This is a genomic window from Stenotrophomonas sp. 71799_Sma, from assembly GCF_056482505.1.
Genome location: NZ_CM151202.1, coordinates 4,711,168 through 4,736,179, shown reverse-complemented (window position 1 = coordinate 4,736,179; position 25,012 = coordinate 4,711,168). Strand labels below are relative to the sequence as shown.

Genomic DNA, 25,012 nt, shown 5'->3' with positions numbered 1-25,012 from the left:
GGCGGCGGGATTGGCAAAGTGGTGCAACCGGTGGCCGGGGTTGCGCATCCATTCTTCTGAACCCGCATCATCCACCGAACAGGAGCCCGACCATGCAGGAACTGATCCCGATTACCCTCTTCATCTGCATCGCCTACGCGATCCACGCCATTGCCGATGCCCGCGCCCGCAGCAAACTGGTCGCTCCGCACGTGCCCGAGGAAGTGATCCGCTCGCTGGCCATGCTGGAGGAAGAGCGCCGCCGCCAAGGCGCATTGCGCTGGGGCATCAGCCTGGTCTGCCTGGCGCTGGCCATGGCGCTGCTGGAAGTCATCGGTGCCCGTGACCTGACCTTCGGTGCCGCTGCCGCAATGGTGGGCAGTGCCGGCCTCGGCCAGCTGCTGGCCTGGCACTTCACCCGTCCCGTCGCGCGCAAGGGCTGAGCCGGCCCATGTCACGGGCACAGGGGGCGCCCCGCAGATGAGCCTGCTCGGCGAAGCATTGTCGGCACTGCGGGGCCGTCGCCGCCACGATGCAGCGGAGACGGCGGCACCCGCCGCACCGCTGGATGCGGACCAGGCCCTGGTGCGGGCCATCATCGATGGCTCGCAGGCGGCGTTTTCGCAGCTGGTCGAGACCCACCAGCGCACCTGCGCACATGTGATCGGGCGCATGGTGGGCGACCGCGATCAGGTGGCCGACCTGCTGCAGGAGACCTTCCTGGCCGTGTTCCGCCAGCTGCACCGCTTTCGTTTTGAATCCTCGCTGCGCACCTGGGTTTCCCGGGTGGCCTACACCACCGCGCTGCAGCACCTGCGCCGGCGGCGGCTGGAGGCGCAATGGATGGTGGCGGTGGAGGTGCCGGAGGAACTGGGAATCGGCGATGAAGGACCGGGGCCGGCTGAACTGAGCGAGGCGCTGCAGGCGGGGCGCCATCTGGGCGTGGCGCTGGAGCGGTTGAGTGCACCGCAGCGCCTGATCGTCGGCCTGCACTACCTGGAGGACTTCGACCTGGTCGAGATCGAGCAGGTGACCGGGCTGGCACGCGGTACCATCAAGAGCCACCTGCACCGCGCGCGCCAGGTCCTGAAGCAGGAACTGACGCGGCATGCCGCCGCCGGAGAACTGCTGTGAGCCCATCGACCGACCCTCGCGATGCGGAAGAACGCGCGCTGGCGCAGGCGTTGCGTGAGCAGACACAGCAGGAAGAAACGCCGGATGTGAGCGAGGCGCTGCAGAAGCGCATTGCCGCTGAATCGCGCGATAGTGGCGTGGGCTATGTGGTGGTGCAGGTGGTGTTGTTGGGGGCGTTGGTGGCGGCGGCTGTCTGGTATTTCTGGCACTGAGGCACCCTCCGGGCGGTGGGCCGCTCCAGTCGCTGTTGGTAGATGCCGACCTTGGTCGGCGTCTGGGCGTGTGTGCCAACCAAGGTTGGCAGCTACCAGAACGGTTGACCCCTGCGACAAAGTGAAGCAGCGCGTCACCCGGTCGCATCCCACCTTAACGAAATCCTCCTAAAGTGGTCCGGTATCCCACCGGTCACAGGCAGGAGGCGTCCCTTGGACGCGTTGTTGTTGTCCCGGATCCAGTTCGGATTCGTCATCAGTTTCCACGTGCTGTTCCCCGCCTTCACCATCGGTACGGCCAGCTGGCTGGCCTTCATCGAATGGCGGTGGCTGCGCACGAAGTTGCCCGTGTGGCGCGAGCTGTATTTCTTCTGGCAGAAGATCTTCGCCGTGTCGTTCGGCATGGGCGTGGTCAGCGGCATCGTCATGGCCTTCCAGTTCGGCACCAACTGGCCACGGCTGAGCGAGGTGGCCGGCACGGTCATCGGACCGCTGCTGACCTACGAGGTGCTGACCGCGTTCTTCCTGGAAGCCAGCTTCCTCGGCGTGATGATGTTCGGCTGGGGCCGGGTCTCGCCGCGCCTGCATTTCCTGTCCACCTGCATGGTGGCGCTGGGCACGCTGTTCTCCACGTTCTGGATCCTGTCGTCCAACAGCTGGCTGCATACACCGGCCGGCTACGAGATGGTCAACGGCATCGTGCATCCGGTGGACTGGTGGCAGGTGGTGTTCAACCCCTCGTTCCCCTATCGCCTGGCGCACATGGCGCTGGGCTCGTTCATCACCACCTGTTTCGTGATCGGTGGCGTGGGCGCGTGGTACCTGCGCAAGGGCACACATGTCGAGGCCGGACGGCGCATGCTGATCGCGGCGGTGGCGTTCGCGGCGCTGACGGTGCCGGTACAGATCTTCGTCGGCGACATGCATGGCCTGAACACGCTCAAGCATCAGCCGATGAAGATCGCGGCGATGGAAGCGCACTGGCATGAAACCCAGGAAGGCGAGGGCGTGCCGCTGGTGGTGTTCGCGCTGCCGAACGAAAAGGAAGAGCGCAACGACTTCGAAGTGGCGATTCCGAAGCTGGGCAGCGTGATCCTCACCCACAGCCTGGACGGCACCTTCGATCCGCTCACCTCGGTGCCGGCCAGCGAGCGGCCGCCGGTGACGCCGGTGTTCTTCGCCTTCCGCATCATGGTTGGGCTGGGCACGCTGATGCTGCTGCTGGCCTGGGTGTCGGCTTTTCAGCTGTGGCGCAGGAAGCTGCTGGATTCGCCGTGGCTGCTGCGCGGCTGGAACTGGATGCTGCCGAGCGGCTTCATCGCGCTGCTGTCGGGCTGGTTCGTCACCGAAATGGGGCGCCAGCCGTGGGTGGTCTATGGCGTTCTGCGCACCGCTGATGCGGTCGGCCCACAGAGCGCGTGGATGACCGCGCTGTCGCTGGGTGTCTACGTGGTCGGCTACGCATTCGTATTTGGTTGGGGCATCTGGTACCTGGTGAAGATCCTGCGCCATGGGCCGCAGCCGTATGCCGAGGGGCCATCGCTGGACCACGGCAGCCATACCCCGGCACGTCCGTTGTCGGCCGCCGACGAACCGCTGGAGGAGCGCTGACATGGACCTGATGACCTGGCTGCCGGTGGCGTGGTTCGCGGTGATCGGCTTCGGCGTGCTGATGTACGTGGTGCTGGACGGCTTCGTGCTGGGCATCGGCATCCTCGCACCGTTCGCCGAGGACGAGGAACAGCTGGACCTGATGATGAACACTGCCGCGCCGATCTGGGACGGCAACGAGACTTGGCTGGTGCTGGGCGGCGCCGGCCTGCTGGCGGCCTTCCCCAAGGCGTATGCGGTGCTGTTGTCGGCGCTGTACCTGCCGGTGCTGCTGCTGGTGGTGGCGCTGGTGTTCCGCGGCGTGGCGTTCGAATTCCGTTTCAAGGCGCATCGTTCGCGCCGGCTGTGGAGCGTGGCGTTCGGCCTCGGTTCGCTGCTGGCCACGTTTGCCCAGGGCGTGATCCTCGGCACCCTGGTGCAGGGCATCCCGCTGGTGGACGGTGTCTATCAGGGCGGGCCGTTTGCCTGGTTCAGCCCGTTCGCGATGCTGACCGGTGCCGCACTGGTGGCCGGCTATGCGCTGCTGGGCAGCACCTGGCTGATCCTGAAGACCGAGGGGCGCGTGCAGGCGCTGGCGCGGCAGATGACCCGGCCACTGGTGGTGGCGGTGATCGCGGCGATGGGCCTTGTGAGCAGCTGGCTGCCGTTCCTCGATTCGCGGTTGATGGATCGCTGGTTCAGCGACGGCAACTTCTGGTGGCTGTCGCCGGTGCCGCTGCTGACCCTGGCGGTAGCCGCCGCGCTGTGGCGCAGTGCCACCCACCCGCGCCGCGACCTGCCGCCATTCCTGCTCAGCCTGGCCCTGTTCGTGCTCGGCTTCCTCGGCCTGGTGCTGGGCATGTGGCCCTATCTGCTGCCACCGTCGATGACCTTGTGGCAGGCCGCCGCGCCGGCGTCGTCACTGGGCTTCACGCTGGTCGGGCTGGTCATATTGCTGCCGGTCATCCTCGGCTATACGGCGTGGTCCTACCGGGTATTCCGTGGCAAGGTGCACGCCGACACCGGTTACCACTGATCGATTGAAGACGGGGCCTGCCGGCGCCGGGCCCCGTGTTGGGGAATGTGAAACCTGCACACCCTGCGCGGGACGTGCTAGCGTGCGCTCCTTTCCGGCGGCCAGGGGGGCAGCCGGCGACGTCCTGGACGGACGCACGGCTGCAGGAACGGGGGGCCGCCGCGCGTCGCCGTAATGGCTCGTGCCTATCGTTCTCCCGTTGAAGCACCATCGCTAAATGATCGAATTCTCCATCGTCGACTGGGCTGCCTGGGCGCCCGGCCTGAGTGAGCGTAGCCAGTGGCTGGGCTGGGCCGATGCGCCGTACCTGCCGCACGGCGCGGACACGCCGGCGCTGGCCGAAGTGCCGGCGATGCAGCGCCGCCGCATCGAGCGGCTTGGCCGGATGGCGATCCAGGCCGCGTGCTGGTGCGAGGACGGGCAGGGCGCCGACAGTGACGTGCCGCTGGTGTTCGCCAGCCGCCACGGCGACGTGGCCCGTTCGATGGACCTGCTGGGCGCGCTGGTCGGCGACCAGCCGTTGTCGCCGACCGGATTCGGCCTGTCCGTGCACAACGCGATTGCCGCGCTGTATTCCATCGCCCGCGGCCACCGCGGCAACTACCTGGCGCTGGCGGCGGGCCAGGCCACGGTGGAGACGGCTTGCCTGGAGGCCGTCGGCCTGCTGGCCGACGGTGCCCGCGAGGTGCGGGTGGTGGTCTATGAGTCGCCACTTCCGGACATTTACGCGACGTTCGCCGACGAACCCGATCCGTTCTTTGCCTGGTGCTGGCGCCTGACCGCCCCGACAGAGGGCCGACCGACGCTGTCGCTGCAGTGGCAGCCGGCCGACGCCCAGGCCAGCACTGCGCCCGGCCTGCTGCCGCATGCGCTGGACCTGCACCGGTTCCTGTTGTCCGGCGCGCCGGCGCTGGAACACGTGGCCCACGGCCAGCGCTGGCGCTGGAGCCGCCGTGGCTGAGCTGCTGCGCCGCCTCGACCATGCCTGGCGGGTGTTTGGCACCGGCCTGAGCTTTGTCGCATTTGGCCTGGGCGGCCTGCTGTTGGGCGTGCTGGTGATGCCGGTGCTGCTGCTGATGCGCGACCCGGTGGTCCGCCGCCGCCGGGCCCGCCGCGTGGTCCAGGCCGCCTTCGCCAGCCATCTGCGGTTGATGCGCGGGCTGGGGGTGATGACCTACGAGATCGAGGGCGGTGAACGCCTGCAGCGCGACGGCCTGCTGGTACTGGCCAATCACCCGACCCTGATCGACGTGGTCTGCCTGATCTCGCTGCTGCCCAACGCCGACTGCGTGGTGAAGCGGGCCGTGGCCTGCAACCCGTTCATGCGTGGCCCGGTACGGGCCGCCGGCTACATCTCCAATGACGATGGCGCCGGCCTGGTCGATGACTGCGTGGCGGCGGTACATGCCGGCGGCACCCTGGTGATCTTCCCGGAGGGCACCCGCAGCGTGCCGGGCCAGCCGCCGCGGCTGCAGCGCGGGGCCGCCAACATCGCCGTACGGGGTCGCCTGGACGTCACCCCGGTGCGGATCACCTGCAGCCCGCCCACGTTGACCAAGGGGCAGAAGTGGTATCGTGTCCCCTCACGTCGCTTTCACGTTCGGCTGCAGATCGGCGAAGATATCCCGATCGCGCCATTTCTGGCCGAAGACGACTCGCCAAGGGGGGATGCCCTGGCAGCCCGTCGCGTCACCGAGCACCTTTCTCGTTATTTCGACCTGTCTGGAGATCCGAACCGTGCAAGCACTTGAGCACGAGATCAAGGAATTGATCATTTCCTCCCTTTCGCTGGAGGACATCACGCCGGAGGACATCGATCCGACCGCCCCACTGTTCGTCGAGGGCCTCGGCCTGGATTCGATCGACGCGCTGGAGCTGGGCCTGGCGCTGCAGAAGAAGTACGGTGTGAGCCTCTCGGCCGATTCGGAAGAAACCCGTCGCCATTTCTCCAGCGTGCGCGCGCTCGGCGAGTTCGTCGCCGCCCGCCAGTCGTAACGGTGCCAGGACCTGCCATGACCAAGAATGAACTGTTCGAACGCATCGTCAGCATCCTGACCGACAGCTTCGAGATCGAAACCGCCCGGATCACCCCCGAGGCCCGCCTGTACGACGACCTGGACATCGACAGCATCGACGCGGTCGACCTGATCGTTCAGCTGAAGCCGTTGCTCGGCCGCAACCTGCAGCCGGAAGCGTTCAAGGCTGTGCGTACCGTGCAGGACATCGTCGATGTGGTGCACAGGCTGCTGCCGGACCAGGCAGCCGCCTGACCGCAGCGTCGGCGGCTCCACCATGGCACGCGCACGCACGGTCGTGGTGGCTGCGATCTCGCTGGCCTACCCGGTGCTGGTGTACCTGGCGATGGGCCGCTTCGAGCCACGCTGGCTGTCGCTGCTGCTGTTCACCCTGGCCCTGCTGCGCGCGCTGAGTACGCGCCAGCCGCTGTGGTGGGCTGCGGCCGCCGGCACCGGCCTGCTGGCGGTGCTGGCCACTGTGCTCAACCAGGCCCTGCCGCTGAAGCTGTACCCGGCGCTGGTCAACGCAGTGATGCTGGCGGTATTCGGCACCAGCCTGCGTTTCGGCCCGCCGCTGGTGGAACGCCTGGCACGGCTGCAGGAACCGGACCTGCCCCCGTTCGCGGTGGCCTATACCCGCCGCGTCACCCAGGTGTGGTGCGGCTTCTTCGTTCTCAACGGCAGCCTGGCCCTGCTGACCGCGCTGTACGCGTCGGACCGGGTCTGGATGCTCTACAACGGATTGTTGGCGTACGTGATGATGGGCGTGTTGTTCGCAGGTGAGTGGCTGGTGCGGCGGCGGGTGAAGGCGGCGCACGCGCATGGCTGAGTGGATTGCCCTGGACCGGCTGCTGCTGGAGGCGCGGCCGCATCGAAGCGTTGGCGTCTGCGATGGCGAGGTGATCGACCACGCCCGCTTCCGCCAGCGCGTACTGGCCTGGCGCGCCGCGTTTGCGGCGGCCGCAGGCCGTGACTGGGCCCTGTATTTCGATGATGCGGTGGCCTTTGCCGCTGCGTTGTTCGGTGCCTGGCATGCCGGCAAGCGGGTGTTCCTGGCTGCCGACAACCTGCCGGCCACGCTGCAGGCGCTGCAGCCGCAGGTGAGTGGTTTCGCAGGCGACGTGTCCGCCGATTATCGTCCGCTGGCGGCGCTGGACGCCGCACCGGACGAGGGTCTTCAGGCGCTGGACGAGCGCGCCTGCGAGCTGTGCGTGTTCACCTCCGGCAGCACCGGACAGCCCAGTGCGATCAACAAGCGCATGGACCAGCTGACGCGCGAGGTGGACGCACTGCAGGCTGCGTTCGGCACGCAGCTGGAAGGCGTGCAGGTGCATGGCACGGTGTCGCACCAGCACATCTATGGCCTGCTGTTCCGCGTGCTGTGGCCGCTGGCTGCCGGCCGCCTGATCCATCCACGCCGGTTCTTCCACGAAGATCTGGTGGGTGCGCTGGCCGGTACCGATACGGTGCTGGTCGCGACCCCGGCCCACCTCAAGCGCCTGCCCGAGCAGCTCGACTGGGCCAGCCTGCATGGCCGCCTGCGCGCGGTATTCTCCTCTGGCGGCCCGCTGCCGGAAGAAGCCGCACGCCACGTGCGGCAGTGGCTCGGCGTGGCACCGACCGAGGTCTATGGCAGCAGCGAGACCGGCGGCATCGCCTGGCGCCGCTGGGACACCGACCTGCCGCCGTGGCAGCCGCTGCCCGGCGTGCAGTGGCGCATCGAGGAGGGCTGCCTGGCGGTGGCCTCCGCACATCTGGAAACCCCGGATTGGTGGCGTACCCAGGACCGCGTTGAAGCGTTGGCCGATGGCCGCTTCCGCCTGCTGGGCCGCGCCGACCGCATCGTCAAGATTGAAGAGCGCCGCGTTTCGCTGGATGCACTGGAACGTGCGTTGCGCGAAGACGCCGAAGTGGATGACGTGCGCGTGCTGGTGCTGCCCGGGCAGCGCGAGCAGCTGGCCGCGGTGGTGGTACCGGCCGACCCGACGCTGCTGGAGGGCGGTGAGGCCGCGCGCCGCGCGCTGGGCCAGCGCCTTGGCACACGCCTGGCACAGGCTCATGACGCGGTCACCCGGCCGCGCCGCTGGCGGCTGGTGCCGGCGCTGCCGATCAACGCACAGGGCAAGGTCACCCAGGCGGCACTGGCAGCGCTGTTCCAGCCGCTGATGCCGGTGCCGGTCTGGGATCACCGCGATGCGGCCAGCGCCACGTTGCGGATGACCCTGGACCCGGCGCTGCGGCCGTTCCAGGGCCACTTCCCGCAGGCGGCGATCCTGCCCGGCGTGGCGCAGCTGGACTGGGCGGTGCGGTTTGGCCGCCAGGTGTTCGCCATGCCGGCAGTGTTCCTGCGCATGGATGCGGTGAAGTTCCAGCACGTGGCCCGCCCGGGCGATGAGCTGACCCTGCAGCTGGACTGGGATGCCGCACGCAACGTGATGGCCTTCCGTTACACCTCCAGCCACGGTGTGCATGCCAGCGGCAAAGTGGTCTTCGCCGATGCGGACTGATCCGGCCGTTGCCGGTGCCGCGTTCGCGCCACTGGTGGTGATTCCCGTCTACGACCACGAGCACGCCATCGCGGCGGTGGTCGACGGCGTGCAGGCCGCCGGCCTGCCATGCCTGCTGATCGACGATGGCTCGCATGAGGCGTGCGCGGCAGCATTGCGTTCGCTGGCACAGCGCCAGGGCGTCGACCTGCTGCGCCTGGACGTCAACCAGGGCAAGGGCGGGGCGATGCTGGCCGGTTTCGCCGAAGCCGGCGCGCGAGGCTACAGCCACGTGCTGCAGATCGATGCCGACGGCCAGCACGATGCCCGCGATCTGCCACGCTTCATCGAAGCGGCGCGCGCCCATCCCGAGGCGGTGATCTGTGGCATTCCGGCCTACGACGCCAGCGTTCCCAAGGCGCGCCTGTATGGCCGCTACGCGACCCACATCTGGGTCTGGATCAACACGCTGTCGCTGCATCTGCGCGACACCATGTGCGGCTTCCGCGTGTATCCGCTGCCGCCGGTGCTGCGCCTGATCGGTGAAGAAACCATCGGCCGGCGCATGGATTTCGATACCGAAGTGATGGTGCGCCTGTACTGGCGGCACCTGCCGGTCGAGCACCTGGCCACGCGCGTGACCTATCCATCCGATGGCGTCTCGCACTTCGATGTGTGGCGCGACAACGTGCGCATCAGCCGCATGCACACCCGCTTGTTCTTCGGCATGCTCTGGCGCGCACCGCGCCTGCTGTGGCGCCGCCTGCGGGGGCAGCGCTGAGATGGCGGCCGCACAGGGTGCCCCGCACTGGGCCGACATCGGCGAATCCACCTCGGTGGCCGGCGTGCTGTTCCTGTGCTGGGTGCACCGCTGGTTCGGGCGCTGGCCGTTCCGCCTGTGCGTGTGGCCGGTGGTGGCCTGCCATTGGCTGGGCAACCGCGTCGGCCGCCAGGCCTCGATGCAGTACCTGCAGCGGCTGCAGGCATACAGCGGCGTGCTCGGCCGCACGCCGACCCGGGGTGACAGCCTGCGCCACTTCTTCGCCTTCGCCGATACGATGCTGGACAAGATCCTCGGCCTGGGCGGGCGCTATCCGGCCGAACGCATCCACCTGCATCGCGACCTGGTGCTGGAGAAGATCGCGCGCCGCGAAGGCGGGCTGATCCTCACCGCGCACATCGGCTGCCTGGAGCTGTGCCAGGTACTGGCCGAACAGGTGCCGGGGTTCCGCATCACCGTGCTGGTGCACACCGCGCATGCGCAGCGCTTCAACCGCCTGCTGCAGCGGCTGGACCCGCTGGCGGCGGTGGAGCTGGTGCAGGTAACCGAAATGGGCCCGGCCACGGCAGTGATGCTGGCAGAGCGCGTGGCGGCCGGTGGCTTCGTCGCCATCGTCGGCGACCGCACGCCGGTGCAGGGCGGCCGCAGCGTCACCGCCGATTTCCTTGGCCACCGCGCGCCGTTCCCGATCGGTGCCTACGTGCTCGCCGCCGCGCTGGGCTGCCCGGTCTACACGATGGCCTGCCTGCACCAGGGCGAGGGTTATCGCGTGGCGTTTGAACAGTTCGCCGAACGCATCGTGCTGCCGCGTGGCTCGCGCGATGCCGCACTGGCCGAACAGGCACAGCGCTTCGCGCGCTGGCTGGAACTCCAGGTCATCCAGTCCCCGTTGGACTGGTTCAACTTCTTCCCCTTCTGGGATCAGGCTCCGCATGACGACTGACGCCGTACCCGTGTGCCGCTTTGGCGATGCACCGTTGACCATTGAAGACGTGGTTGCTCTGGCCCAGCGCCAGTGCGAGGCCGCACTGAGCGACGCGCCGGCGTTCCGCGCGCATATCCAGCGCGGTGCCGACTTCCTCGACCGCCTGCTGCGCGAGGACGGCGTGATCTACGGCGTGACCACCGGCTACGGCGACTCGTGCACGGTGAACATCCCGCCGGCGCTGGTGGCTGAGCTGCCGCACCACCTGTACACCTACCACGGCTGTGGCCTGGGCCGTTACCTGGACCCGGTCGAGACCCGCGCGGTGCTGGCTGCGCGCCTGGCGTCGCTGGTGCGTGGCATGTCCGGTGTCAGTGTGCCGCTGCTGGAAGGCCTGGCCACACTGCTGCAGCACGACGTGCTGCCGATGATTCCGGCCGAGGGCTCGGTGGGTGCCAGCGGTGACCTGACCCCGCTGTCGTACGTGGCCGCGGTGCTGTGCGGCGAGCGCGAGGTGCTGCACGACGGCCGCGTGCAGCCGGCGGCGGATGTGTTGGCGAAGATCGGCATGACCCCGTTGAAGCTGCGGCCGAAGGAAGGCCTGGCGATCATGAACGGTACCGCCGTGATGACCGGCCTGGCCTGCCTGGCCTGGCAGCGCGCCGATTACCTGGCGCGCATGGCCACGCGGCTGACTGCGTTCAACGTGCTGGCCAGCGACGGCAACGCGCATCACTTCGACGAAACCCTGTTCGCCGCCAAGCCACACCCGGGCCAGGGCCGCATCGCCGCGCGCCTGCGCAGCGACCTGCACAGCGAGCGTCCGCCGCGCAATGAACAGCGCCTGCAGGACCGCTACTCGCTGCGCTGCGCGCCGCATGTGATCGGCGTGCTGGAAGACAGCCTGCCGTTCCTGCGCCAGCTGATCGAAACCGAGCTGAACAGCGCCAACGACAACCCGCTGATCGACGCCGATGGCGAGCGCATCCTGCACGGCGGCCACTTCTATGGCGGCCACATCGCGCTGGCGATGGACACCCTGAAGAACACCGTGGCCAACCTTGCCGATCTGCTCGACCGGCAGCTGGCGCTGGTGGTTGATGCCCGCTACAACCACGGCCTGCCGGCCAACCTGTCGGCGGCCACCGGCCCGCGCGCGGCCATCAACCATGGCCTGAAGGCGCTGCAGATCAGCGTTTCGGCGTGGACCGCCGAAACGCTGAAGCAGACCATGCCGGCCAGCGTGTTCTCGCGCTCCACCGAATGCCACAACCAGGACAAGGTCAGCATGGGCACCATTGCCGCGCGCGATTGCCTGCGCGTGATCGAGCTGACTGAACAGGTGGTGGCCGCGATGCTGATCGCTGCCCGCCAGGGCCTGGCGCTGCGCGAACGGGTTGGCATGAACGCGCAGCTGCATGGCAGTCTGGCCGACATGTACGCCGACCTGGGGCAGCGCATCGCCCTGGTTGAAGAAGACCGCGCGCTGGATCGCGAACTGCGGGAGCTGCTGGTGGAGATCCGCGCGCAACGTTGGGAGCTGTATGCCGGTGAATGAAGCAATCGAACGGGCCGGCGAGATTTCGCTGACCCCCGCCTTCCATGACTGCGATCCGATGAACGTGGTCTGGCATGGCAACTACTTCAAGTACTTCGAGATCGCGCGCTGCGCGCTGCTCGGGCGCTACGACTACGACTACCCGCAGATGCTCGAATCGGGCTACCTGTGGCCGGTGGTCGATGCGCGGGTGAAGTACGTGCGTCCGTTGCTGTTCAACCAGGCCCTGCGCGTGATCGCGCGCATCGTGGAATGGGAGAACCGGCTGAAGATCGAGTACGAAATTCTCGATGCGCAGAGCGGCCAGGTGCTGACCCGTGCGATGACCATCCAGGTTGCGGTGGACGCGACCAGCAAGGAAATGCTGTACCAGTGCCCGCCGGTACTGTGGGAACGCCTGGGAGTGCCTGCTCCATGAACCGAGCGAACCGTTTCGCCCGTGCGCTGCTGTGCGCGCTGCTGCTGGCCGCACCGCTGGTGCAGGCGGCCGACCCCGCCATCGATGCGATCACCCAGGCGGTGGCGCGGCCGGACGTGCTGCGCGGCCAGTTCAGCCAGGAAAAGCAGGTCAGCGGCTTCAAGAATCCGCTGCGCTCGCAGGGCCGGTTCGTGGTCGCGCGCCAGCACGGTGTGATCTGGACCACGCTCAAGCCGTTCCCCTCCGAGGTGGTGGTCACCGCCGACCGCATCCTCAGCCGCCAGCGCGATGGCAGCACCCGCGTCGAACTCGATGCACGGCAGCAACCGGCGATGCGTTCGGTGAACGCGATCATGTTCGCGCTGATGAGTGGCGACGTGCAGGCGCTGTCCAGCCAGTTCAACGTTGCGGCCAGCCGTGAAGGACAAGGCTGGCGGCTGCGCCTGACGCCGAAGTCGGCGATGCTGGCCAAGGCTTTCGAATCGCTGACCCTGCAGGGCGACCGCTACGTGCGCCAGGTCGAGATCGTGGAGGCCAACAAAGACCGCACGCAGATCCAGTTCAGCGCGTTGAGCGAGACGCCGGCCACGCTCAATGCCGACGAGGCCCGCCGCTTTGAGTGAGGCCGCGGCATCGAACGCACCGGACCGGTTGCGGCGCTGGTGGCACTGGCTGGGCATCGCCTGGCTGCTGGTGCTGCTGGTAATGGGTGCGCAGCAGTGGCGCCTGTGGAGCCAGCAATCGCGGATCGACACCGACATCCTCGCCCTGCTGCCGCAGGATGCACACGACCGCCTGTTGAGCGATGTCACCCGGCGCATTGCCGATGGCAGTTCGCGGCAGGTGGTGGTGCTGCTGGGCAGCAAGGACGGCGCCGCCGCCAAGCGTGCGCAGGCGGCTTTTGCCGCGGCCATGGCCAAGGACGCCGATCACGCCCTGCTGGTACCCAGCGGCTCGATCGAAGGCTGGTTCGATGAGGCGCGCGCGTTCTACGCGCCGTACCGTGACCGCCTGCTGACCCCGGCCCAGCGCGAGCAGCTGCAGGGCAGCGAGCCGGGCGCGCTGGCCGAACAGGCGTTGGCCGCGCTGTACGGCCCGATGGGCGCGCCGCGCCTGACCGACTGGCGGCAGGACCCGTTGTCGCTGTGGTCGCAATGGTGGCAGCAGCAGGCGCAGGGGTCGGGGCTGCGGTTGGGCGATGACGGCCTGCTTGAAGCCGAGGGCAGGCACTGGGCCGTGCTGCAGTTCGATACGCCCGGCTCGGCGTTCCAGCTGGACGGCGAGCGCCATCTCGATGGCCTGCTGGAACGCGCCGGGCAGGCCGCCACGGCAGCGGCGCCGGAGCTGGAAATCCTGCATGCCGGCGTGCCACTGCACGCCGAAGCGGCCGCGGTGCAGGCCAACCAGGAGATCAACACCATCGGTTGGGGGTCGCTGGCGGCGGTGCTGCTGCTGGTGTGGCTGGCATTCCGCTCGCTGCGGCCGATCCTGCTGGTCGCCGCCTCACTGCTGATCGGCTGTGGCGTGGCGCTGGCAGTGACCGTGCTGGTGTTCGGCAAGGTGCACGTGCTGACCCTGGTGTTCGGTGCATCGCTGGTGGGCGTGGCCGAGGATTACGGCATCCACTGGTTTGCCTCGCGCCAGGCCGAGCCGGCCGATCGTCGCTGGAAGCTGCTGCGGCATCTGCTGCCTGGCCTGTGGCTGGCCCTGCTGACCAGTGCGCTGGCCTACCTGGCATTGGGCCTGGCCCCGTTCCCGGGCCTGCGCCAGATGGCGCTGTTCTCGGTGGTCGGCCTGGCTGCCGCCTTCCTCACGGTGATCTTCTGGTTCCCGTGGCTGGATGGTGGCGAGATCCGCCAGACCCGCTTCTCGCAGTGGCTGGGCAACACGCTGGAGCGTTTCCCGCGCCTGCATGGCCGCCGCGCGGTGACGATGTTCGTGGTGATCACGCTGGCACTGTCTGCCATCGGCATCGCGCGCCTGCAGAGCAACGACGACCTGCGCAGCCTGCAGTCGTCGCCGCCGGCATTGATGGCGCAGCAGATCCGCCTGAGCCAGTTGCTGGGCATGCCCAGCCCGGCGCAGTTCTACCTGGTGCAGGGTGCCGATGCCGCGCAGCTGCTGCAGCGCGAAGAAGCGCTGACCGAACGCCTGCGTGTATTGGCCAACGGCAAGCGCATTGGTGGCTATCGCGCGATCAGCGATTGGCTGCCGTCGCCGTCGCGGCAGCAGGCCGATGCCGCGCTGACCGCGAAGGTGGAACCCGGCGTGCTGTCAGCCGTGTCCGAGGCCGTGGGCGAGCCGCTGCAGCGACCGCAGTTCGCGGCAGCGCCGCTCAGCGCCGAAGCCTTCCTGGCCTCGCCGGCCTCGCAGCCGTTCCGTCATCTGTGGGTGGGCGAGGTCGGTGGGCAGATGATCAGCGTGGTGATGGTCGATGACCTGTCGCGCGCCGATGCGCTGACCACCCTGCAGGGCGCGGCCGAAGGCCTGCCGGGTGTGCGCTGGGTGGACCGCACCGCCGACTTCTCCACGCTGCTGGGTCACTACCGCAAGCTGATGGGTGGGCTGCTGCTGGTCGGCATCGCGCTGGTGTTCGGCGCGCTGTGGCTGCGCTACCGCCGCCAGGCCTGGCGCGTGTTCGCGCCGACCCTGATTGCCGGTGCCTTGACCCTGGGCCTGCTGGGCCTGTTCGGCCAGCCGCTGCAGCTGTTCAACGTGCTGGCACTGATGCTGCTGCTGGGCATGGGCATCGACTACGGCATCTTCCTGATCGAGCACCGTGGCGATGCCAGCGCCTGGCTGGCAGTGTGCGTGGGCGCGGCCAGCACCTGGCTGTCGTTCGGCCTGCTGGGCCTGTCGCAGACCCCGGCGCTGCGCGCGTTCGGCCTGACCCTGCTGTTCGGCATCGGCCTGGTCTGGTTGATCTCGCCGCTGTTCCGGCCGCCGCCACATGACCTGCCGCCAGCTTGAACCTGTCTTCCGACTTCCTTCTTTCCACCTGATCGAGCAACAAGGACGCACCGATGAATACTGCTGTGGATGCTGTCGAACGTACTGAAATCCTGATCATCGGCGCGGGCCCGGCCGGCTCGGTGGCCGCGGCGATGCTGCGCCAGCAGGGCCGCCAGGTGCTGATGCTGGAGCGCCAGCAGTTCCCGCGCTTCTCGATCGGTGAAAGCCTGCTGCCGCAGAGCATGGAGTACATCGAAGCGGCAGGCCTGCTGCAGGACGTGGTCGAAGCGGGCTTCCAGCACAAGAACGGCGCCGCCTTCGTGCATGGCGAGGCGCGCACCGCGTTCGACTTCAGGAAGAAGTTCTCGCCAGGTTGGGGCACCACCTACCAGGTGCAGCGCGCCGACTTCGACAACGTGCTGGCGCGCGGCGCCGAACGCATGGGCACCACGCTGCGCTTCGGCGATGAAGTGCTTGCGGTCGAGCAGGGCGAGCAGCCGGCGGTGACCGTGCGCCGTCCGGACGGCAGCGAGTACCGCATCGAAGCCGATTTCATCCTCGATGCATCCGGTTTCGCACGCCTGCTGCCGCGCCTGCTGCAGCTGGAATCGCCGTCCAACTTCCCGGTGCGCGGCGCGATCTTCTGCCACGTGCGCGACAACATTCCGGCCGAAGCGGACTTCGATCGCAACAAGATCCTGATCACCACCCATCCCGAGCACATCGACGTCTGGTACTGGACGATCCCGTTCTCCAACGGCTGCTGCTCGCTGGGCGTGGTCGCCGAGCCGTCGTTCTTCGAACGCTACGAAGGCGACGACCTGCAGAAGCTGCAGGCCATCGTCGGCGAGGACCCCAACCTGACCCGGCTGCTGGCCAACGCCGAATGGGCGGTGCTGCCGGTGCGTCGCATCACCGGTTACTCGGCCAATGTCAGCTCGTTGTGGGGCCCGGGCTACGCCCTGCTGGGCAATGCCGGCGAGTTCCTTGACCCGGTGTTCTCCTCCGGCGTCACCATCGCCTTCAAGTCCGCGCAGCTGGCCAGCGAATGCCTGGCGCGCCGCTATGCCGGCGAAACCGTCGACTGGGAAGCTGAATTCTCGATCCCGCTGCGTGCCGGCGTGAAGACCTTCCGCCGCTTCGTTGAAAGCTGGTACGAGGGCGGCTTCCAGAAGATCATCTACCACCCGCAGCAGCAGCCCGAAGTACGCGACATGATCAGTTCCATCCTGGCCGGCTACGCCTGGGACACCAACAACCCGTATGTGGCCGACGAAAGCGGCCGCCGCATGCGCGTGCTGGAGCAGCTGTGCAGCGCCTGATCGCCCGTACCGCGGCCGTGCTGCTGTGCCTGCTGCTGGCCGCCTGTGCCGGCCGCATGCCCAAGCCATTGGTGGAACTGCCGCCGCTGCGCCTGTCGCCGGCCAGCCTGCCGGCGCCGCTGGCATTGCAGCAGCAGCTGCATTTCCGTTTCGGTACGCATGAGCGCGACCTGGATGCTCTGCTGGAAGCCGATGCGCAGCAGGTGCAGCTGGCGGTGCAGGCGATGGGCCAGACCGGCGTGCGCCTGCAGTGGGACGGCCAGCAGCTGACCCAGCAGCGCGCACCGTGGCTGCCGCCGCAGGTACGTGCCGAGCGTGTGCTGGATGACCTGCAGTTCGCGCTGTGGCCGACCGCGGCCATTGCCGCCGCGCTGCCGGCCGGCTGGCAGGTCAGCGATGACGGCCGGCAGCGCAGCCTGTCGCGCGACGGCACGGTGTGGCTGCAGCTGCAGCGCCTGGACGATGGCAGCGTGCAGTTGGACAACCGCGCCGAAGGCTATGCGCTGCGCATCGAATCGATCGACATGGCCGGGCAGGACCGATGAGTGCACCGATCTACCTGAACGACCTGGGCGTGGTCTGCGCGCTCGGCGATGGCCGCGCCGCGGTCGCGTCGGCGATGTTCGCCGATGTGCCGGGCGGGCTCAGCGACAACGACAGCCTGCTGCCGGGGCGCACCCTGGCGCTGGGAGAGGTGCGCACGCCACTGCCGGCGCTGGAGGACCTGCCGGTGGCCCTGCGCGGGCGCAACAACGCCCTGCTGGACGTGGCACTGGCGCAGATCGCACCAGCGGTGGCCGCCGCGATCGCCCGCCATGGTGCCGAGCGTGTGGCGGTGGTGCTGGGTACCAGCACCTCGGGCATTGGTGAATCCGAGCAGGCCCTGCGCACCCACGCCGAACAGGGCCAGTGGCCGCAGGGCTTCGATTACGCCCAGCAGGAAATGGGCACCGCCGCGCAGTTCGTGCGCCAGCGCAGTGGTGCACAGGGGCCGGCATGGACCCTGTCCACCGCCTGCTCGTCCAGCGCCAAGGCGCTGATGTCGGCCGCCCGGATGCTGCGCGCCGGCATCGTCGATGCGGTGATTGCCGGCGGTGCCGATTCGCTGTGCCGCTTCACCGTGGCCGGCTTCAGCGCGTTGGAATCGGTGTCGGCACTGCGCTGCAATCCGTTCTCGCAGCACCGCTCCGGCATCAACATCGGCGAGGGCGCCGCGCTGTTCCTGCTTACCCGCGAGCCGGGTCCGGTGTGCCTGGCCGGGTGGGGCGAATCGGCCGATGCCCATCACATGTCCGCCCCCGATCCGCAGGGGATGGGGGCCATCGACGCCCTGCAGCAGGCGCTGCTGCGCGCCGGCTGGGGCGCCGACGAAGTGGATTACGTGAACCTGCATGGCACCGCCACCGGGCACAACGATGCGATGGAAAGCCTGGCGGTCTCGCAGGTGCTGGGCAATGGCGTGCCGGCCAGTTCGACCAAGCCGCTGACCGGCCATACGCTGGGTGCCTCGGGCGCGATCGAGGCGGCGCTGTGCTGGATCCTGCTGGCCGAGAACCCACAGCAGCAGCTGCCGCCGCACTGGTGGGACGGCGTGCCCGACCCCGCACTGCCGGTGCTGCCGCTGGTCGCGCCGGGCTCCTGCCTGGCGCAGGCGCCGCGGCGGGTGCTGAGCAATTCGTTCGCCTTCGGCGGCAGCAATGCCGTGCTGGCACTGGAGCGTCGATGAACACGCTGTACGCGATCGAGGACGTGGTGCCGCACCGCCAGGACATGTGCCTGCTGGAGCGCATCACGCAGTGGGACCAGGACACCCTCGAGGCTGAACTGGTGGTGCCCGAATCCGGCCTGTTCGTGGAGAACGGCGAAGTGCCGGCGTGGGTCGGCATCGAATACATGGCGCAGGCCATCGCGGCCTGGGCCGGCTGCCGCGCGCGTGCGGCCGGCAAGCCGCCGCAGCTGGGCTTCCTGCTCGGCAGCCGCCGCTACAGCAGCGCGCGCAGCAGCTTCCCCAGCGGTTCGCGGCTGCGCGTACAGGCGCGCTGCGAGCTGTTGGGTGACAATGGATTGGGGATGTTCGCCTGCCGCATCCTGGCGGGCGAGGACGAATGGGCGACAGCCAACGTGTCGGTGTTCGAACCGGCCGACGCGATGGCCTATCTGGAGAGTGGACAGGCATGACAGGGAATCGAAGCGTGCTGGTGACCGGCGCCAGCCGGGGCATCGGCCGGGCCATCGCGCTGCGCATCGCGCGCGATGGCTTCGACGTGGTGGTGCATTGCCGCAGCCGCCTGGAAGAGGCACAGGCCGTGGTGGCCGAGATCCAGGCCATGGGCCAGCAGGCCCGCGTGCTGGCGTTCGACGTAGCCGACCGCGAGGCCGCACGCGCCGCGCTGGAGGCCGATGTCGAAGCGCACGGCGCGTACTACGGCGTGGTCTGCAATGCCGGCATCGCCCGTGATGGCGCCTTCCCGGCGCTGTCGGCGGAGGATTGGGACCAGGTCATCCACACCAACCTGGATGGCTTCTACAACGTGCTGCATCCGCTGATCATGCCGATGGTGCGGCGGCGCAAGCCGGGCCGCATCGTCACCCTGTCGTCGGTGTCCGGGCTGGCCGGCAACCGCGGCCAGGTCAATTACAGTGCCGCCAAGGCCGGCATCATCGGTGCCACCAAGGCGCTGGCGCTGGAACTGGCCAGCCGCCAGATCACCGTCAACTGCGTGGCCCCGGGCCTGATCGAGACCGAAATGCTCAACGATGAAGTGATCGAACACGCGCTCAAGCTGATTCCCGCCGGCCGCGTCGGTCGTCCCGACGAAGTGGCGGCCACGGTGGCGTTCCTGCTGTCCGAGCCGGCCGGCTACATCACCCGCCAGGTGATCTCGGTGAACGGAGGCATGCTCTGATGGCTGCCGATCGTCGCGTGGTGGTCACCGGTGCCGCTGCCATCAGTCCGCTCGGCCACGACTGGCCGACCATCGAAGCGCACCTGCGCAGCTGCTGCAATGCCGTGCGCACGATGCCCGAATGGGATGTCTATGCCGGCCTGAACACCAAGCTGGCCGCGCCGGCGCAGGACTTCGAGCTGCCGCCGAACTACAACCGCAAGACCACCCGCTCGATGGGCAAGGTCGCGATCATGTCGGTGCGCGCCACCGAGGTGGCACTGCGCGAGGCTGGCCTGCACGAGCACCCGGTGCTGCGCAGTGGCCGCACCGGCGTGGCCTACGGCTCGTCCTCGGGCAGCCACGAGGCCACCGGTGAATTCGGCCGCATGCTCAACGAGTTCACCACCGACGGCATCAGTGCCACCACCTACCTGAAGATGATGAGCCACACCGCGCCGGTCAACATCGGTGTGTTCTTTGGTTTGTCCGGGCGCGTCTACACCACCTCCAGTGCCTGCACCTCGGGCAGCCAGGGCGTGGGCGCGGCCTACGAAGCGATCCGCAGCGGCAAGCAGACGGTGATGGTGGCTGGCGGTGCCGAGCAGCTCGATGCCACTGCCGCGGCAGTGTTCGACACCCTGTTCGCCACCAGCGTGCGCAATGATGCGCCGCAGACCACGCCGCGCCCGTTCGATGCCGGCCGCGATGGCCTGGTGCTGGGCGAGGGTGCCTGTACGCTGATCCTGGAAGACCTGGAGCACGCGCAGGCACGTGGTGCCACCATCCTTGCCGAAGTGGTCGGCTACGGCACCAACAGCGATGGCCAGCACGTCACCCAGCCCAGCGCCGACACCATGGCCCAGGCCATGCGCCTGGCGCTGGAGGATGCCGGGCTGGACGCGGCGCAGATCGACTACGTCAACGCCCACGGCACCGCCACCGACCACGGTGACATCGCCGAGACCCAGGCCACCGCGCAGGTGTTCGGCAGCCGCATGCCGATCAGCTCGCTGAAGAGCTACGTCGGCCACATGCTGGGCGCCTGTGGTGCGTTCGAGGCCTGGATGAGCATCGAGATGATGCGCGCCGGCTGGTTCGCGCCCACGCTGAACCTGGCCGAGGTCGATCCACGCTGCGGCCAGCTCGACTTCATCACCGGGCAGGGCCGTGAACTGCAGGCCGAGTACGTGATGAGCAACAACTTCGCCTTCGGTGGCATCAACACCTCGCTGGTGTTCCGCCGCTGGCGCGAGTGATCCACCGCCCCACCGCCGCTGTTCCCGCAACCTACCCGCACCCTCGACAAGGAGATGTTCCGATGCGCCGCACTCTCATGATCGCCACCGCCACCACGCTGCTGGCCCTGGCCTCCACCGCTTCTGCCCGCGATACCCGCGTGGAGCAGTCCCTGCAGGAACTGGTCAGTTCGCAGGCTGCCAAGGACGCCGGCATCGACGGCAGCGTCCGCTTTTACCTGGCCGGCCAGCCGGTCAGCGTGCAGCAGCGCCTGGGCGAAGACGTGACCAACAAGAAGACCAACGCCGCCAACAAGAGCGATGCCGAGGCCTGCCGCTGGGTCGCGCTGTCGGCGCTGCGCGCGCTGCAGGACGGTGCCAAGTCGCGCGGCGCCAACGCCGTGGTCGACATCGTCAGCTACTACAAGAAGAACGAGTTCAAGAGCAGCACCAACTACGAATGCTATGCCGGTGCGATCCTCGCCGGTGTCGCGCTGAAGGGCACCTACGCCAAGGTCAAGTAAGCGCCCGTGTGGCGGCGGCGTTGGCTGAACGCCGCCGCCACATTGCTGAATCCCGCCGGGGAAACGCCGCCGATCACGCCGCCATCGTCGGCTGACGGCTTTCCCCGGTGTCGGCTTTCCGACACAATCATGGCTCTTCCCGGGTTATCGTCCCGCGGACATGCACGCCTACGTCTATAAAAGCCAACTCAAGCCGGACACCTACGTCTACGTTCCCCGTCGCGATGATTTCAGCGCGCTGCCTGCGCCGCTGCTCACCTCGCTGGGGACGCTCGCCTTCGTCCTGGACGTGGCCCTGGATGCCCAGCGCCGCCTGGCCCAGGCCGATCCGGACAAGGTCCGCAGCGAAATGAGCGAGCGCGGGTTCTACCTGCAGGTGCCGCCATCGGTGGCCAGCCTGATGCCGCGCCACTATGACTGACACGTCCCGTCCGCGCGCCCTGTCGATCGCCTTCGCCGTGGGTGCCGTGCTGGCGCTTGGCGCCGCCGTGGGCGGCGTTCCGGGTGCCATCCTTGCTGCACTGGCGCAGCCGGCGTTCGCGCTGGGTGTGTCGTGGTGGCGTCGCAGCCGCGCGCTGCTGCCGCTGAAGATCGTCGCGCGCCAGGACCTGCCGGCGCTGCTGGCATTGTGGACGGCAGCGCCGCTGTTGCTGGCGCTGCTGCTGGCCTGGCCGCTGGCGGCGCTGCGTGACAGCGGCAGCCTGGCCGCGGTGCTGGGCCTGAGCGTGCTGGTCAGTGCCGGCCTGCTGGCGGCCTGGCGCACCTGGCCGCTGTGGAACGATGTCGAACGCCTGGATGGCAATCTCGCCCAGCATTGGCAGGCACTGGCCGGACGCGACCTGACCGCCTGGCGCGGTCTCGGTGTCGCCGCGCTGGTGATCGCGCTGGCCGCGCTGGTGGTGCTGCCGGCCTGGCCGGGCCTGTTGCCGGAAGGCGCGCGCTGGCCCGCCGCGCTGGCGGTGGTGCTGCTGTCTCCCGTGCTGCACCTGCTGCTGCAGCGGGTGGCGCCGGCACCCTTGGTGTCGCTGCGCGCGAGCCCGTTGGCCAGCGCCGGCAACGAGCACGAACCGATGTTCGCCGCTGCGGCCGAAACCGCGCCGCTGGAGGCGATGGCGCCGCAGGAGCTGACCCCGGCCCTGTATGAAGCCGCCCGCCATGGCCGCATCGACCGTGGCCTGCAGCTGCTGCAGGCCGGTGCCGATCCGTATGCGCTGCCGGACCCGAACTGGCGCGACCAGCGCAGCCTGGCGGTGCTGGCCGCGGTGCTGCCGGACCTGCGCCTGCTGCGCGAACTGATCGCCCGCGGCGTCGATGTGAATGCGCCGCACCGGGGCATGACCCCGCTGCTGGCCGCCACCCGCGACAGCTGGCACGGCCGTCCCGAAGCGGTGATGACCCTGCTCGCCAACGGTGCCGATTCGCGTGCCATCGACAGCGATGGCAACACCCCGCTGCACCATGCGGCGCGCAGTTCCGACCCGGGCGTGGCCGCGCTGCTGCGCGATGCCGCCGCCGAAGTCGACGCGCTGAACAACGAGGGCTGGTCGCCGCTGGCCGTGGCCTGCCAGGTCGGCAACTGGCGCCTGGCCCGCTTCCTGCTCGAACGCGGTGCGCGCAGCGAACCGGCCGAGGGTACGCCGGTGCTGCTGGCCGCCGCCGCCACCGAAGACGACGATCCGGCCGGCGTGCAGCTGCTGCTCAAGCACAAGGCGCGGGCTGACGCGCGTGATCGCCAGCGCCGCAGCGCGCTGCATGAGGCCGCACTGGCTGGCCACGTCGAGATCATCGGCGTGCTGCTGGGTGCCGGTGCCAATCTGGAAGCGCGCGATGCGCTGGGCCGTACGCCGTGGCTGGAAGCGGCCCGTGCCGGCCGCGCTGCCGTGGTCGAGCATCTGCTGCCGCACAAGCCGGATCTGGTTGCGGTGGACGGCGAAGGCCGCAATGCGGTGCAGCTGGCGGCGATGGCCGAGGATGTCTCGCCATTGCTGATCAAGCGCCTGGTCGAGCTGGGCATCGCCGCCGATGCCACCGATCCGGTTGGCCGCCGTGCGGTGGACTACGCCGCCGAAGCCGGTCGCTGGGCGATTGTGGCCCTGCTGGACCCGTCCTATCCGTTGCCGGCCGCCGTCAGTGATGGCCTGGCCGAGCGCGGCGAAGCCGCCAGCGCCAGTGGCCTGCTGCCGGACCGTCCGCCGCTGACCCTGCTGCGCGAAGCGCTGGGCTTCGGCAACACCGATGGCATGGCCGCGCTGGCCAAGCTGTGCCAGCCGGAAGAACTGGGTGGCCTGCTGCTCGATCCGGAACTGGCACTGGAGCCGCGTGCGGTCGATTGGCTGCTGGGCCACGGCGCCGATCCCTACGTGCGTGACGCCTGCTCCGACACGCCGATGTTCGCGCTGCTGTCGCGCGGCATCGATGCGGTGCCGGCGCTGCAGGTCATGCTGCAGCGCGGCCTGTCGCCGGCCGGACGCGGTGGCCTGGCGCGCTTCCTTGCCGCCTGCGCACAGCACGATCAGGCGGCCCGTGGCCTGGAGCAGCTGGCGCTGGAACTGCTGGAACGTGGTGCCGATCCGTTCGCGGCCTCGCCGGCGGGTGACCCGCCGTTGTCGCTGGCAGTGCGCCTGGGCTGGCTGCGCCTGCAGCAGGCCCTGCTCAAGGCCGGTGTCGATCGTGAAGCGCGTGACAGCCATGGCATGACCGCATTGCATCTGGCCACCGCATTGGCCCGCGAAGGCGCGCTGAAGCTGCTGGTGCAGCACGGTGCCTCGCCGGAAGCACGTGCCGCCGATGGGCAGACGCCGCTGGGCGTGGCGCTGTCGATCGGTCGCCGTGACCTGGCCGACTGGCTCGACTGGCGGGTGTGGCCGTTGCCGCGCCGCACCCTGCGCGAGGCCGATCTGCCGGCCGCTGCGATGGCCGGTGACGTCGATGCGGTGCGCCGCCTGATCGATCTGGGATTTGCCGTCGACGCAGTCGACGCACAGGGCTGCACCGCGCTGCTGCGTGCGGCCGGTGGTGGCCATCTGGCAGTAACCGACCTGCTGCTGGCACGCGGCGCCGATCCGCAGCACGCCGCTGCCAGTGGCGCGACGCCGCTGTCGGCGGCGGTCAGCATGCGCCAGGTGGACATCGTTTCGGCCCTGCTCGACGCCGGTGCCAAGCTGGAACACCGCCTGCCGGGCGGCGTGACCGTGCTGATGCTGGCCTCGGCGCTGGGCCTGCCGGACATCGTCGCGCGCCTGCTCACCGCCGGTGCCGACGTGCATGCCGGTGACGCGCAGCAGCTGGGCCCGCTGCACTGTGCCGCGCTGTACGGTTTCAGTGCCCGCGACCGCTCGCGCCTGCTGGCCCTGCTCGACACCCTGCTGCTGGCCGGTGCCGAACCGGACCAGGCCGCTGCCGGTTCGGTCACGCCGCTGCTGCTGCTGCTGGGTGCGCGTGCCGAGCCGGGTACCGCCTGCGACGAGCAGGTGGTGATGGCGGCGGTGGAACGCCTGCTGGATGAGGACGTGAGCCTGGACGTGCGTGATCCGCGCGGTTTCGGCCCGCTGCACCTGGCCGCGCTGCATGGTCTGCCGCTGCTGGTGCAGCGCCTGCTGCGCGCCGGTGCCGATCCGGAAGTGCGCGACAGCCTCAACCGCAGCCCGCGCGAGATCGCGGTGATGCGGGGCTTCATCGACGTGGCCGGCGAGTTCGAGCCGCGCGTGCCTGGCGTCTCGTCGATGGCGCGGTTCCTGCGCGACAACGGCTGATCGGGACCCAGTAGATCCACGCCATGCGTGGATGATCGTGTCCGGAATCCAAAGCATCCACGCATGGCGTGGATCTACTGCCGGAATCCGCAGTGGGTAGTGCCGGCCGCTGGCCGGCAACCTCATGAAACCACCGGAATTTCGAGGCTGCCGGCCAGCGGCCGGCACTACCGCAATCTGTGGTGGGTGCCGACCGTTGGTCGGC

The 25,012-nt window shown here is 68.9% G+C and carries 26 protein-coding genes; all 26 read left to right on the top strand.

The features are described from left to right. The first annotated feature begins 92 nt into the window (after window positions 1-92). The 26 genes from ACZK4Z_RS21855 (at window position 93) to ACZK4Z_RS21730 (ending at window position 24,807) form a co-directional block, all read left to right on the top strand. Window positions 93-422, top strand: coding sequence for a hypothetical protein (locus ACZK4Z_RS21855; protein ID WP_006402341.1), 330 nt, complete (start codon window positions 93-95; stop codon window positions 420-422). A 37-nt stretch (window positions 423-459) separates the two neighbouring features. After that, window positions 460-1,113, top strand: coding sequence for an RNA polymerase sigma factor (locus ACZK4Z_RS21850; protein WP_100435462.1), 654 nt, complete (start codon window positions 460-462; stop codon window positions 1,111-1,113). Next, a complete protein-coding gene (locus tag ACZK4Z_RS21845; RefSeq protein WP_125893349.1) occupies window positions 1,110-1,325 on the top strand; it encodes a hypothetical protein in 216 nt (71 codons plus the stop codon). The genes ACZK4Z_RS21850 and ACZK4Z_RS21845 overlap by 4 nt, the downstream gene beginning before the upstream one ends. Window positions 1,326-1,538: 213 nt before the next feature. Beyond that, window positions 1,539-2,936, top strand: a complete 1,398-nt coding sequence (locus ACZK4Z_RS21840) for a cytochrome ubiquinol oxidase subunit I (RefSeq protein ID WP_121504130.1) — start codon at window positions 1,539-1,541, stop codon at window positions 2,934-2,936. Between the two features lies 1 nt (window position 2,937). Further along, on the top strand, window positions 2,938-3,951 hold the full coding sequence (gene cydB, locus ACZK4Z_RS21835; protein ID WP_010482330.1) for a cytochrome d ubiquinol oxidase subunit II: 1,014 nt from the start codon (window positions 2,938-2,940) through the stop codon (window positions 3,949-3,951). A gap of 217 nt (window positions 3,952-4,168) precedes the next feature. Further along, window positions 4,169-4,912 carry a beta-ketoacyl synthase chain length factor gene (locus ACZK4Z_RS21830; RefSeq protein ID WP_478451080.1) on the top strand — a complete coding sequence of 248 codons (744 nt, stop codon included), beginning with the start codon at window positions 4,169-4,171 and terminating at the stop codon, window positions 4,910-4,912. After that, a complete protein-coding gene (locus ACZK4Z_RS21825; protein WP_006402207.1) occupies window positions 4,905-5,702 on the top strand; it encodes a lysophospholipid acyltransferase family protein in 798 nt (265 codons plus the stop codon). The genes ACZK4Z_RS21830 and ACZK4Z_RS21825 overlap by 8 nt, the downstream gene beginning before the upstream one ends. Then, window positions 5,689-5,946 carry a phosphopantetheine-binding protein gene (locus ACZK4Z_RS21820; RefSeq protein ID WP_005411610.1) on the top strand — a complete coding sequence of 86 codons (258 nt, stop codon included), beginning with the start codon at window positions 5,689-5,691 and terminating at the stop codon, window positions 5,944-5,946. The genes ACZK4Z_RS21825 and ACZK4Z_RS21820 overlap by 14 nt, the downstream gene beginning before the upstream one ends. Before the next feature lie 17 nt (window positions 5,947-5,963). Then, window positions 5,964-6,221, top strand: coding sequence for an acyl carrier protein (locus ACZK4Z_RS21815; RefSeq protein ID WP_006402206.1), 258 nt, complete (start codon window positions 5,964-5,966; stop codon window positions 6,219-6,221). Between the two features lie 22 nt (window positions 6,222-6,243). Further along, complete coding sequence (locus ACZK4Z_RS21810; protein ID WP_012512473.1) at window positions 6,244-6,795, top strand: COG4648 family protein; 552 nt, start codon at window positions 6,244-6,246, stop codon at window positions 6,793-6,795. Continuing rightward, window positions 6,788-8,473 (top strand): ApeI family dehydratase, encoded by a 1,686-nt coding sequence (locus ACZK4Z_RS21805; RefSeq protein WP_478451079.1) that lies wholly within the window; start codon window positions 6,788-6,790, stop codon window positions 8,471-8,473. The genes ACZK4Z_RS21810 and ACZK4Z_RS21805 overlap by 8 nt, the downstream gene beginning before the upstream one ends. Beyond that, a complete protein-coding gene (locus ACZK4Z_RS21800; protein ID WP_478445221.1) occupies window positions 8,463-9,233 on the top strand; it encodes a glycosyltransferase family 2 protein in 771 nt (256 codons plus the stop codon). The genes ACZK4Z_RS21805 and ACZK4Z_RS21800 overlap by 11 nt, the downstream gene beginning before the upstream one ends. A 1-nt stretch (window position 9,234) precedes the next feature. Beyond that, complete coding sequence (locus tag ACZK4Z_RS21795) at window positions 9,235-10,176, top strand: LpxL/LpxP family acyltransferase (protein ID WP_049424200.1); 942 nt, start codon at window positions 9,235-9,237, stop codon at window positions 10,174-10,176. Continuing rightward, entirely contained in the window at window positions 10,166-11,716 is a 1,551-nt protein-coding gene (locus tag ACZK4Z_RS21790) for an HAL/PAL/TAL family ammonia-lyase (RefSeq protein ID WP_478451078.1), read from the top strand. Before ACZK4Z_RS21795 ends, ACZK4Z_RS21790 begins: the two co-directional genes overlap by 11 nt. Continuing rightward, window positions 11,703-12,134, top strand: coding sequence for an acyl-CoA thioesterase (locus ACZK4Z_RS21785; protein WP_478451076.1), 432 nt, complete (start codon window positions 11,703-11,705; stop codon window positions 12,132-12,134). Before ACZK4Z_RS21790 ends, ACZK4Z_RS21785 begins: the two co-directional genes overlap by 14 nt. Then, window positions 12,131-12,757 (top strand): outer membrane lipoprotein carrier protein LolA, encoded by a 627-nt coding sequence (locus tag ACZK4Z_RS21780; protein WP_180837871.1) that lies wholly within the window; start codon window positions 12,131-12,133, stop codon window positions 12,755-12,757. The genes ACZK4Z_RS21785 and ACZK4Z_RS21780 overlap by 4 nt, the downstream gene beginning before the upstream one ends. After that, window positions 12,729-15,104 carry an MMPL family transporter gene (locus tag ACZK4Z_RS21775; protein WP_478451074.1) on the top strand — a complete coding sequence of 792 codons (2,376 nt, stop codon included), beginning with the start codon at window positions 12,729-12,731 and terminating at the stop codon, window positions 15,102-15,104. Before ACZK4Z_RS21780 ends, ACZK4Z_RS21775 begins: the two co-directional genes overlap by 29 nt. 53 nt (window positions 15,105-15,157) lie before the next feature. After that, window positions 15,158-16,408, top strand: coding sequence for an NAD(P)/FAD-dependent oxidoreductase (locus ACZK4Z_RS21770; protein WP_049398624.1), 1,251 nt, complete (start codon window positions 15,158-15,160; stop codon window positions 16,406-16,408). Then, on the top strand, window positions 16,396-16,953 hold the full coding sequence (locus ACZK4Z_RS21765) for a DUF3261 domain-containing protein (protein ID WP_107433485.1): 558 nt from the start codon (window positions 16,396-16,398) through the stop codon (window positions 16,951-16,953). The genes ACZK4Z_RS21770 and ACZK4Z_RS21765 overlap by 13 nt, the downstream gene beginning before the upstream one ends. Continuing rightward, window positions 16,950-18,134, top strand: a complete 1,185-nt coding sequence (locus ACZK4Z_RS21760; protein ID WP_049424190.1) for a beta-ketoacyl-[acyl-carrier-protein] synthase family protein — start codon at window positions 16,950-16,952, stop codon at window positions 18,132-18,134. Before ACZK4Z_RS21765 ends, ACZK4Z_RS21760 begins: the two co-directional genes overlap by 4 nt. Then, window positions 18,131-18,586: a hotdog family protein gene (locus ACZK4Z_RS21755; RefSeq protein ID WP_032129169.1), complete on the top strand. Its 456-nt coding sequence runs from the start codon at window positions 18,131-18,133 to the stop codon at window positions 18,584-18,586. The genes ACZK4Z_RS21760 and ACZK4Z_RS21755 overlap by 4 nt, the downstream gene beginning before the upstream one ends. After that, window positions 18,583-19,314, top strand: coding sequence for a 3-ketoacyl-ACP reductase FabG2 (locus ACZK4Z_RS21750; protein WP_012512461.1), 732 nt, complete (start codon window positions 18,583-18,585; stop codon window positions 19,312-19,314). The genes ACZK4Z_RS21755 and ACZK4Z_RS21750 overlap by 4 nt, the downstream gene beginning before the upstream one ends. Then, the gene (locus tag ACZK4Z_RS21745) at window positions 19,314-20,552 is read left to right on the top strand and encodes a beta-ketoacyl-ACP synthase (protein WP_125893365.1); all 1,239 of its coding nucleotides are present in this window, start codon (window positions 19,314-19,316) and stop codon (window positions 20,550-20,552) included. The genes ACZK4Z_RS21750 and ACZK4Z_RS21745 overlap by 1 nt, the downstream gene beginning before the upstream one ends. Before the next feature lie 62 nt (window positions 20,553-20,614). Beyond that, window positions 20,615-21,055, top strand: coding sequence for an excinuclease ATPase subunit (locus ACZK4Z_RS21740; RefSeq protein WP_125893367.1), 441 nt, complete (start codon window positions 20,615-20,617; stop codon window positions 21,053-21,055). Window positions 21,056-21,215: 160 nt separating this feature from the next. After that, window positions 21,216-21,476: a YcgL domain-containing protein gene (locus ACZK4Z_RS21735; protein ID WP_107431495.1), complete on the top strand. Its 261-nt coding sequence runs from the start codon at window positions 21,216-21,218 to the stop codon at window positions 21,474-21,476. Beyond that, entirely contained in the window at window positions 21,469-24,807 is a 3,339-nt protein-coding gene (locus ACZK4Z_RS21730) for an ankyrin repeat domain-containing protein (RefSeq protein ID WP_125893369.1), read from the top strand. The genes ACZK4Z_RS21735 and ACZK4Z_RS21730 overlap by 8 nt, the downstream gene beginning before the upstream one ends. Window positions 24,808-25,012: the final 205 nt, after the last annotated feature.

Coding starts and splice junctions, on each gene's coding strand:
- ACZK4Z_RS21770 (WP_049398624.1), top strand. CDS start 15,158: ATGAATACTGCTGTGGATGCTGTCGAACGTACTGAAATCCTGATCATC.
- ACZK4Z_RS21790 (WP_478451078.1), top strand. CDS start 10,166: ATGACGACTGACGCCGTACCCGTGTGCCGCTTTGGCGATGCACCGTTG.
- ACZK4Z_RS21850 (WP_100435462.1), top strand. CDS start 460: ATGAGCCTGCTCGGCGAAGCATTGTCGGCACTGCGGGGCCGTCGCCGC.
- ACZK4Z_RS21780 (WP_180837871.1), top strand. CDS start 12,131: ATGAACCGAGCGAACCGTTTCGCCCGTGCGCTGCTGTGCGCGCTGCTG.
- ACZK4Z_RS21760 (WP_049424190.1), top strand. CDS start 16,950: ATGAGTGCACCGATCTACCTGAACGACCTGGGCGTGGTCTGCGCGCTC.
- ACZK4Z_RS21830 (WP_478451080.1), top strand. CDS start 4,169: ATGATCGAATTCTCCATCGTCGACTGGGCTGCCTGGGCGCCCGGCCTG.
- ACZK4Z_RS21730 (WP_125893369.1), top strand. CDS start 21,469: ATGACTGACACGTCCCGTCCGCGCGCCCTGTCGATCGCCTTCGCCGTG.
- ACZK4Z_RS21750 (WP_012512461.1), top strand. CDS start 18,583: ATGACAGGGAATCGAAGCGTGCTGGTGACCGGCGCCAGCCGGGGCATC.
- cydB (WP_010482330.1), top strand. CDS start 2,938: ATGGACCTGATGACCTGGCTGCCGGTGGCGTGGTTCGCGGTGATCGGC.
- ACZK4Z_RS21745 (WP_125893365.1), top strand. CDS start 19,314: ATGGCTGCCGATCGTCGCGTGGTGGTCACCGGTGCCGCTGCCATCAGT.
- ACZK4Z_RS21810 (WP_012512473.1), top strand. CDS start 6,244: ATGGCACGCGCACGCACGGTCGTGGTGGCTGCGATCTCGCTGGCCTAC.
- ACZK4Z_RS21775 (WP_478451074.1), top strand. CDS start 12,729: ATGCCGACGAGGCCCGCCGCTTTGAGTGAGGCCGCGGCATCGAACGCA.
- ACZK4Z_RS21740 (WP_125893367.1), top strand. CDS start 20,615: ATGCGCCGCACTCTCATGATCGCCACCGCCACCACGCTGCTGGCCCTG.
- ACZK4Z_RS21800 (WP_478445221.1), top strand. CDS start 8,463: ATGCGGACTGATCCGGCCGTTGCCGGTGCCGCGTTCGCGCCACTGGTG.
- ACZK4Z_RS21735 (WP_107431495.1), top strand. CDS start 21,216: ATGCACGCCTACGTCTATAAAAGCCAACTCAAGCCGGACACCTACGTC.
- ACZK4Z_RS21815 (WP_006402206.1), top strand. CDS start 5,964: ATGACCAAGAATGAACTGTTCGAACGCATCGTCAGCATCCTGACCGAC.
- ACZK4Z_RS21805 (WP_478451079.1), top strand. CDS start 6,788: ATGGCTGAGTGGATTGCCCTGGACCGGCTGCTGCTGGAGGCGCGGCCG.
- ACZK4Z_RS21855 (WP_006402341.1), top strand. CDS start 93: ATGCAGGAACTGATCCCGATTACCCTCTTCATCTGCATCGCCTACGCG.
- ACZK4Z_RS21785 (WP_478451076.1), top strand. CDS start 11,703: ATGCCGGTGAATGAAGCAATCGAACGGGCCGGCGAGATTTCGCTGACC.
- ACZK4Z_RS21755 (WP_032129169.1), top strand. CDS start 18,131: ATGAACACGCTGTACGCGATCGAGGACGTGGTGCCGCACCGCCAGGAC.
- ACZK4Z_RS21795 (WP_049424200.1), top strand. CDS start 9,235: ATGGCGGCCGCACAGGGTGCCCCGCACTGGGCCGACATCGGCGAATCC.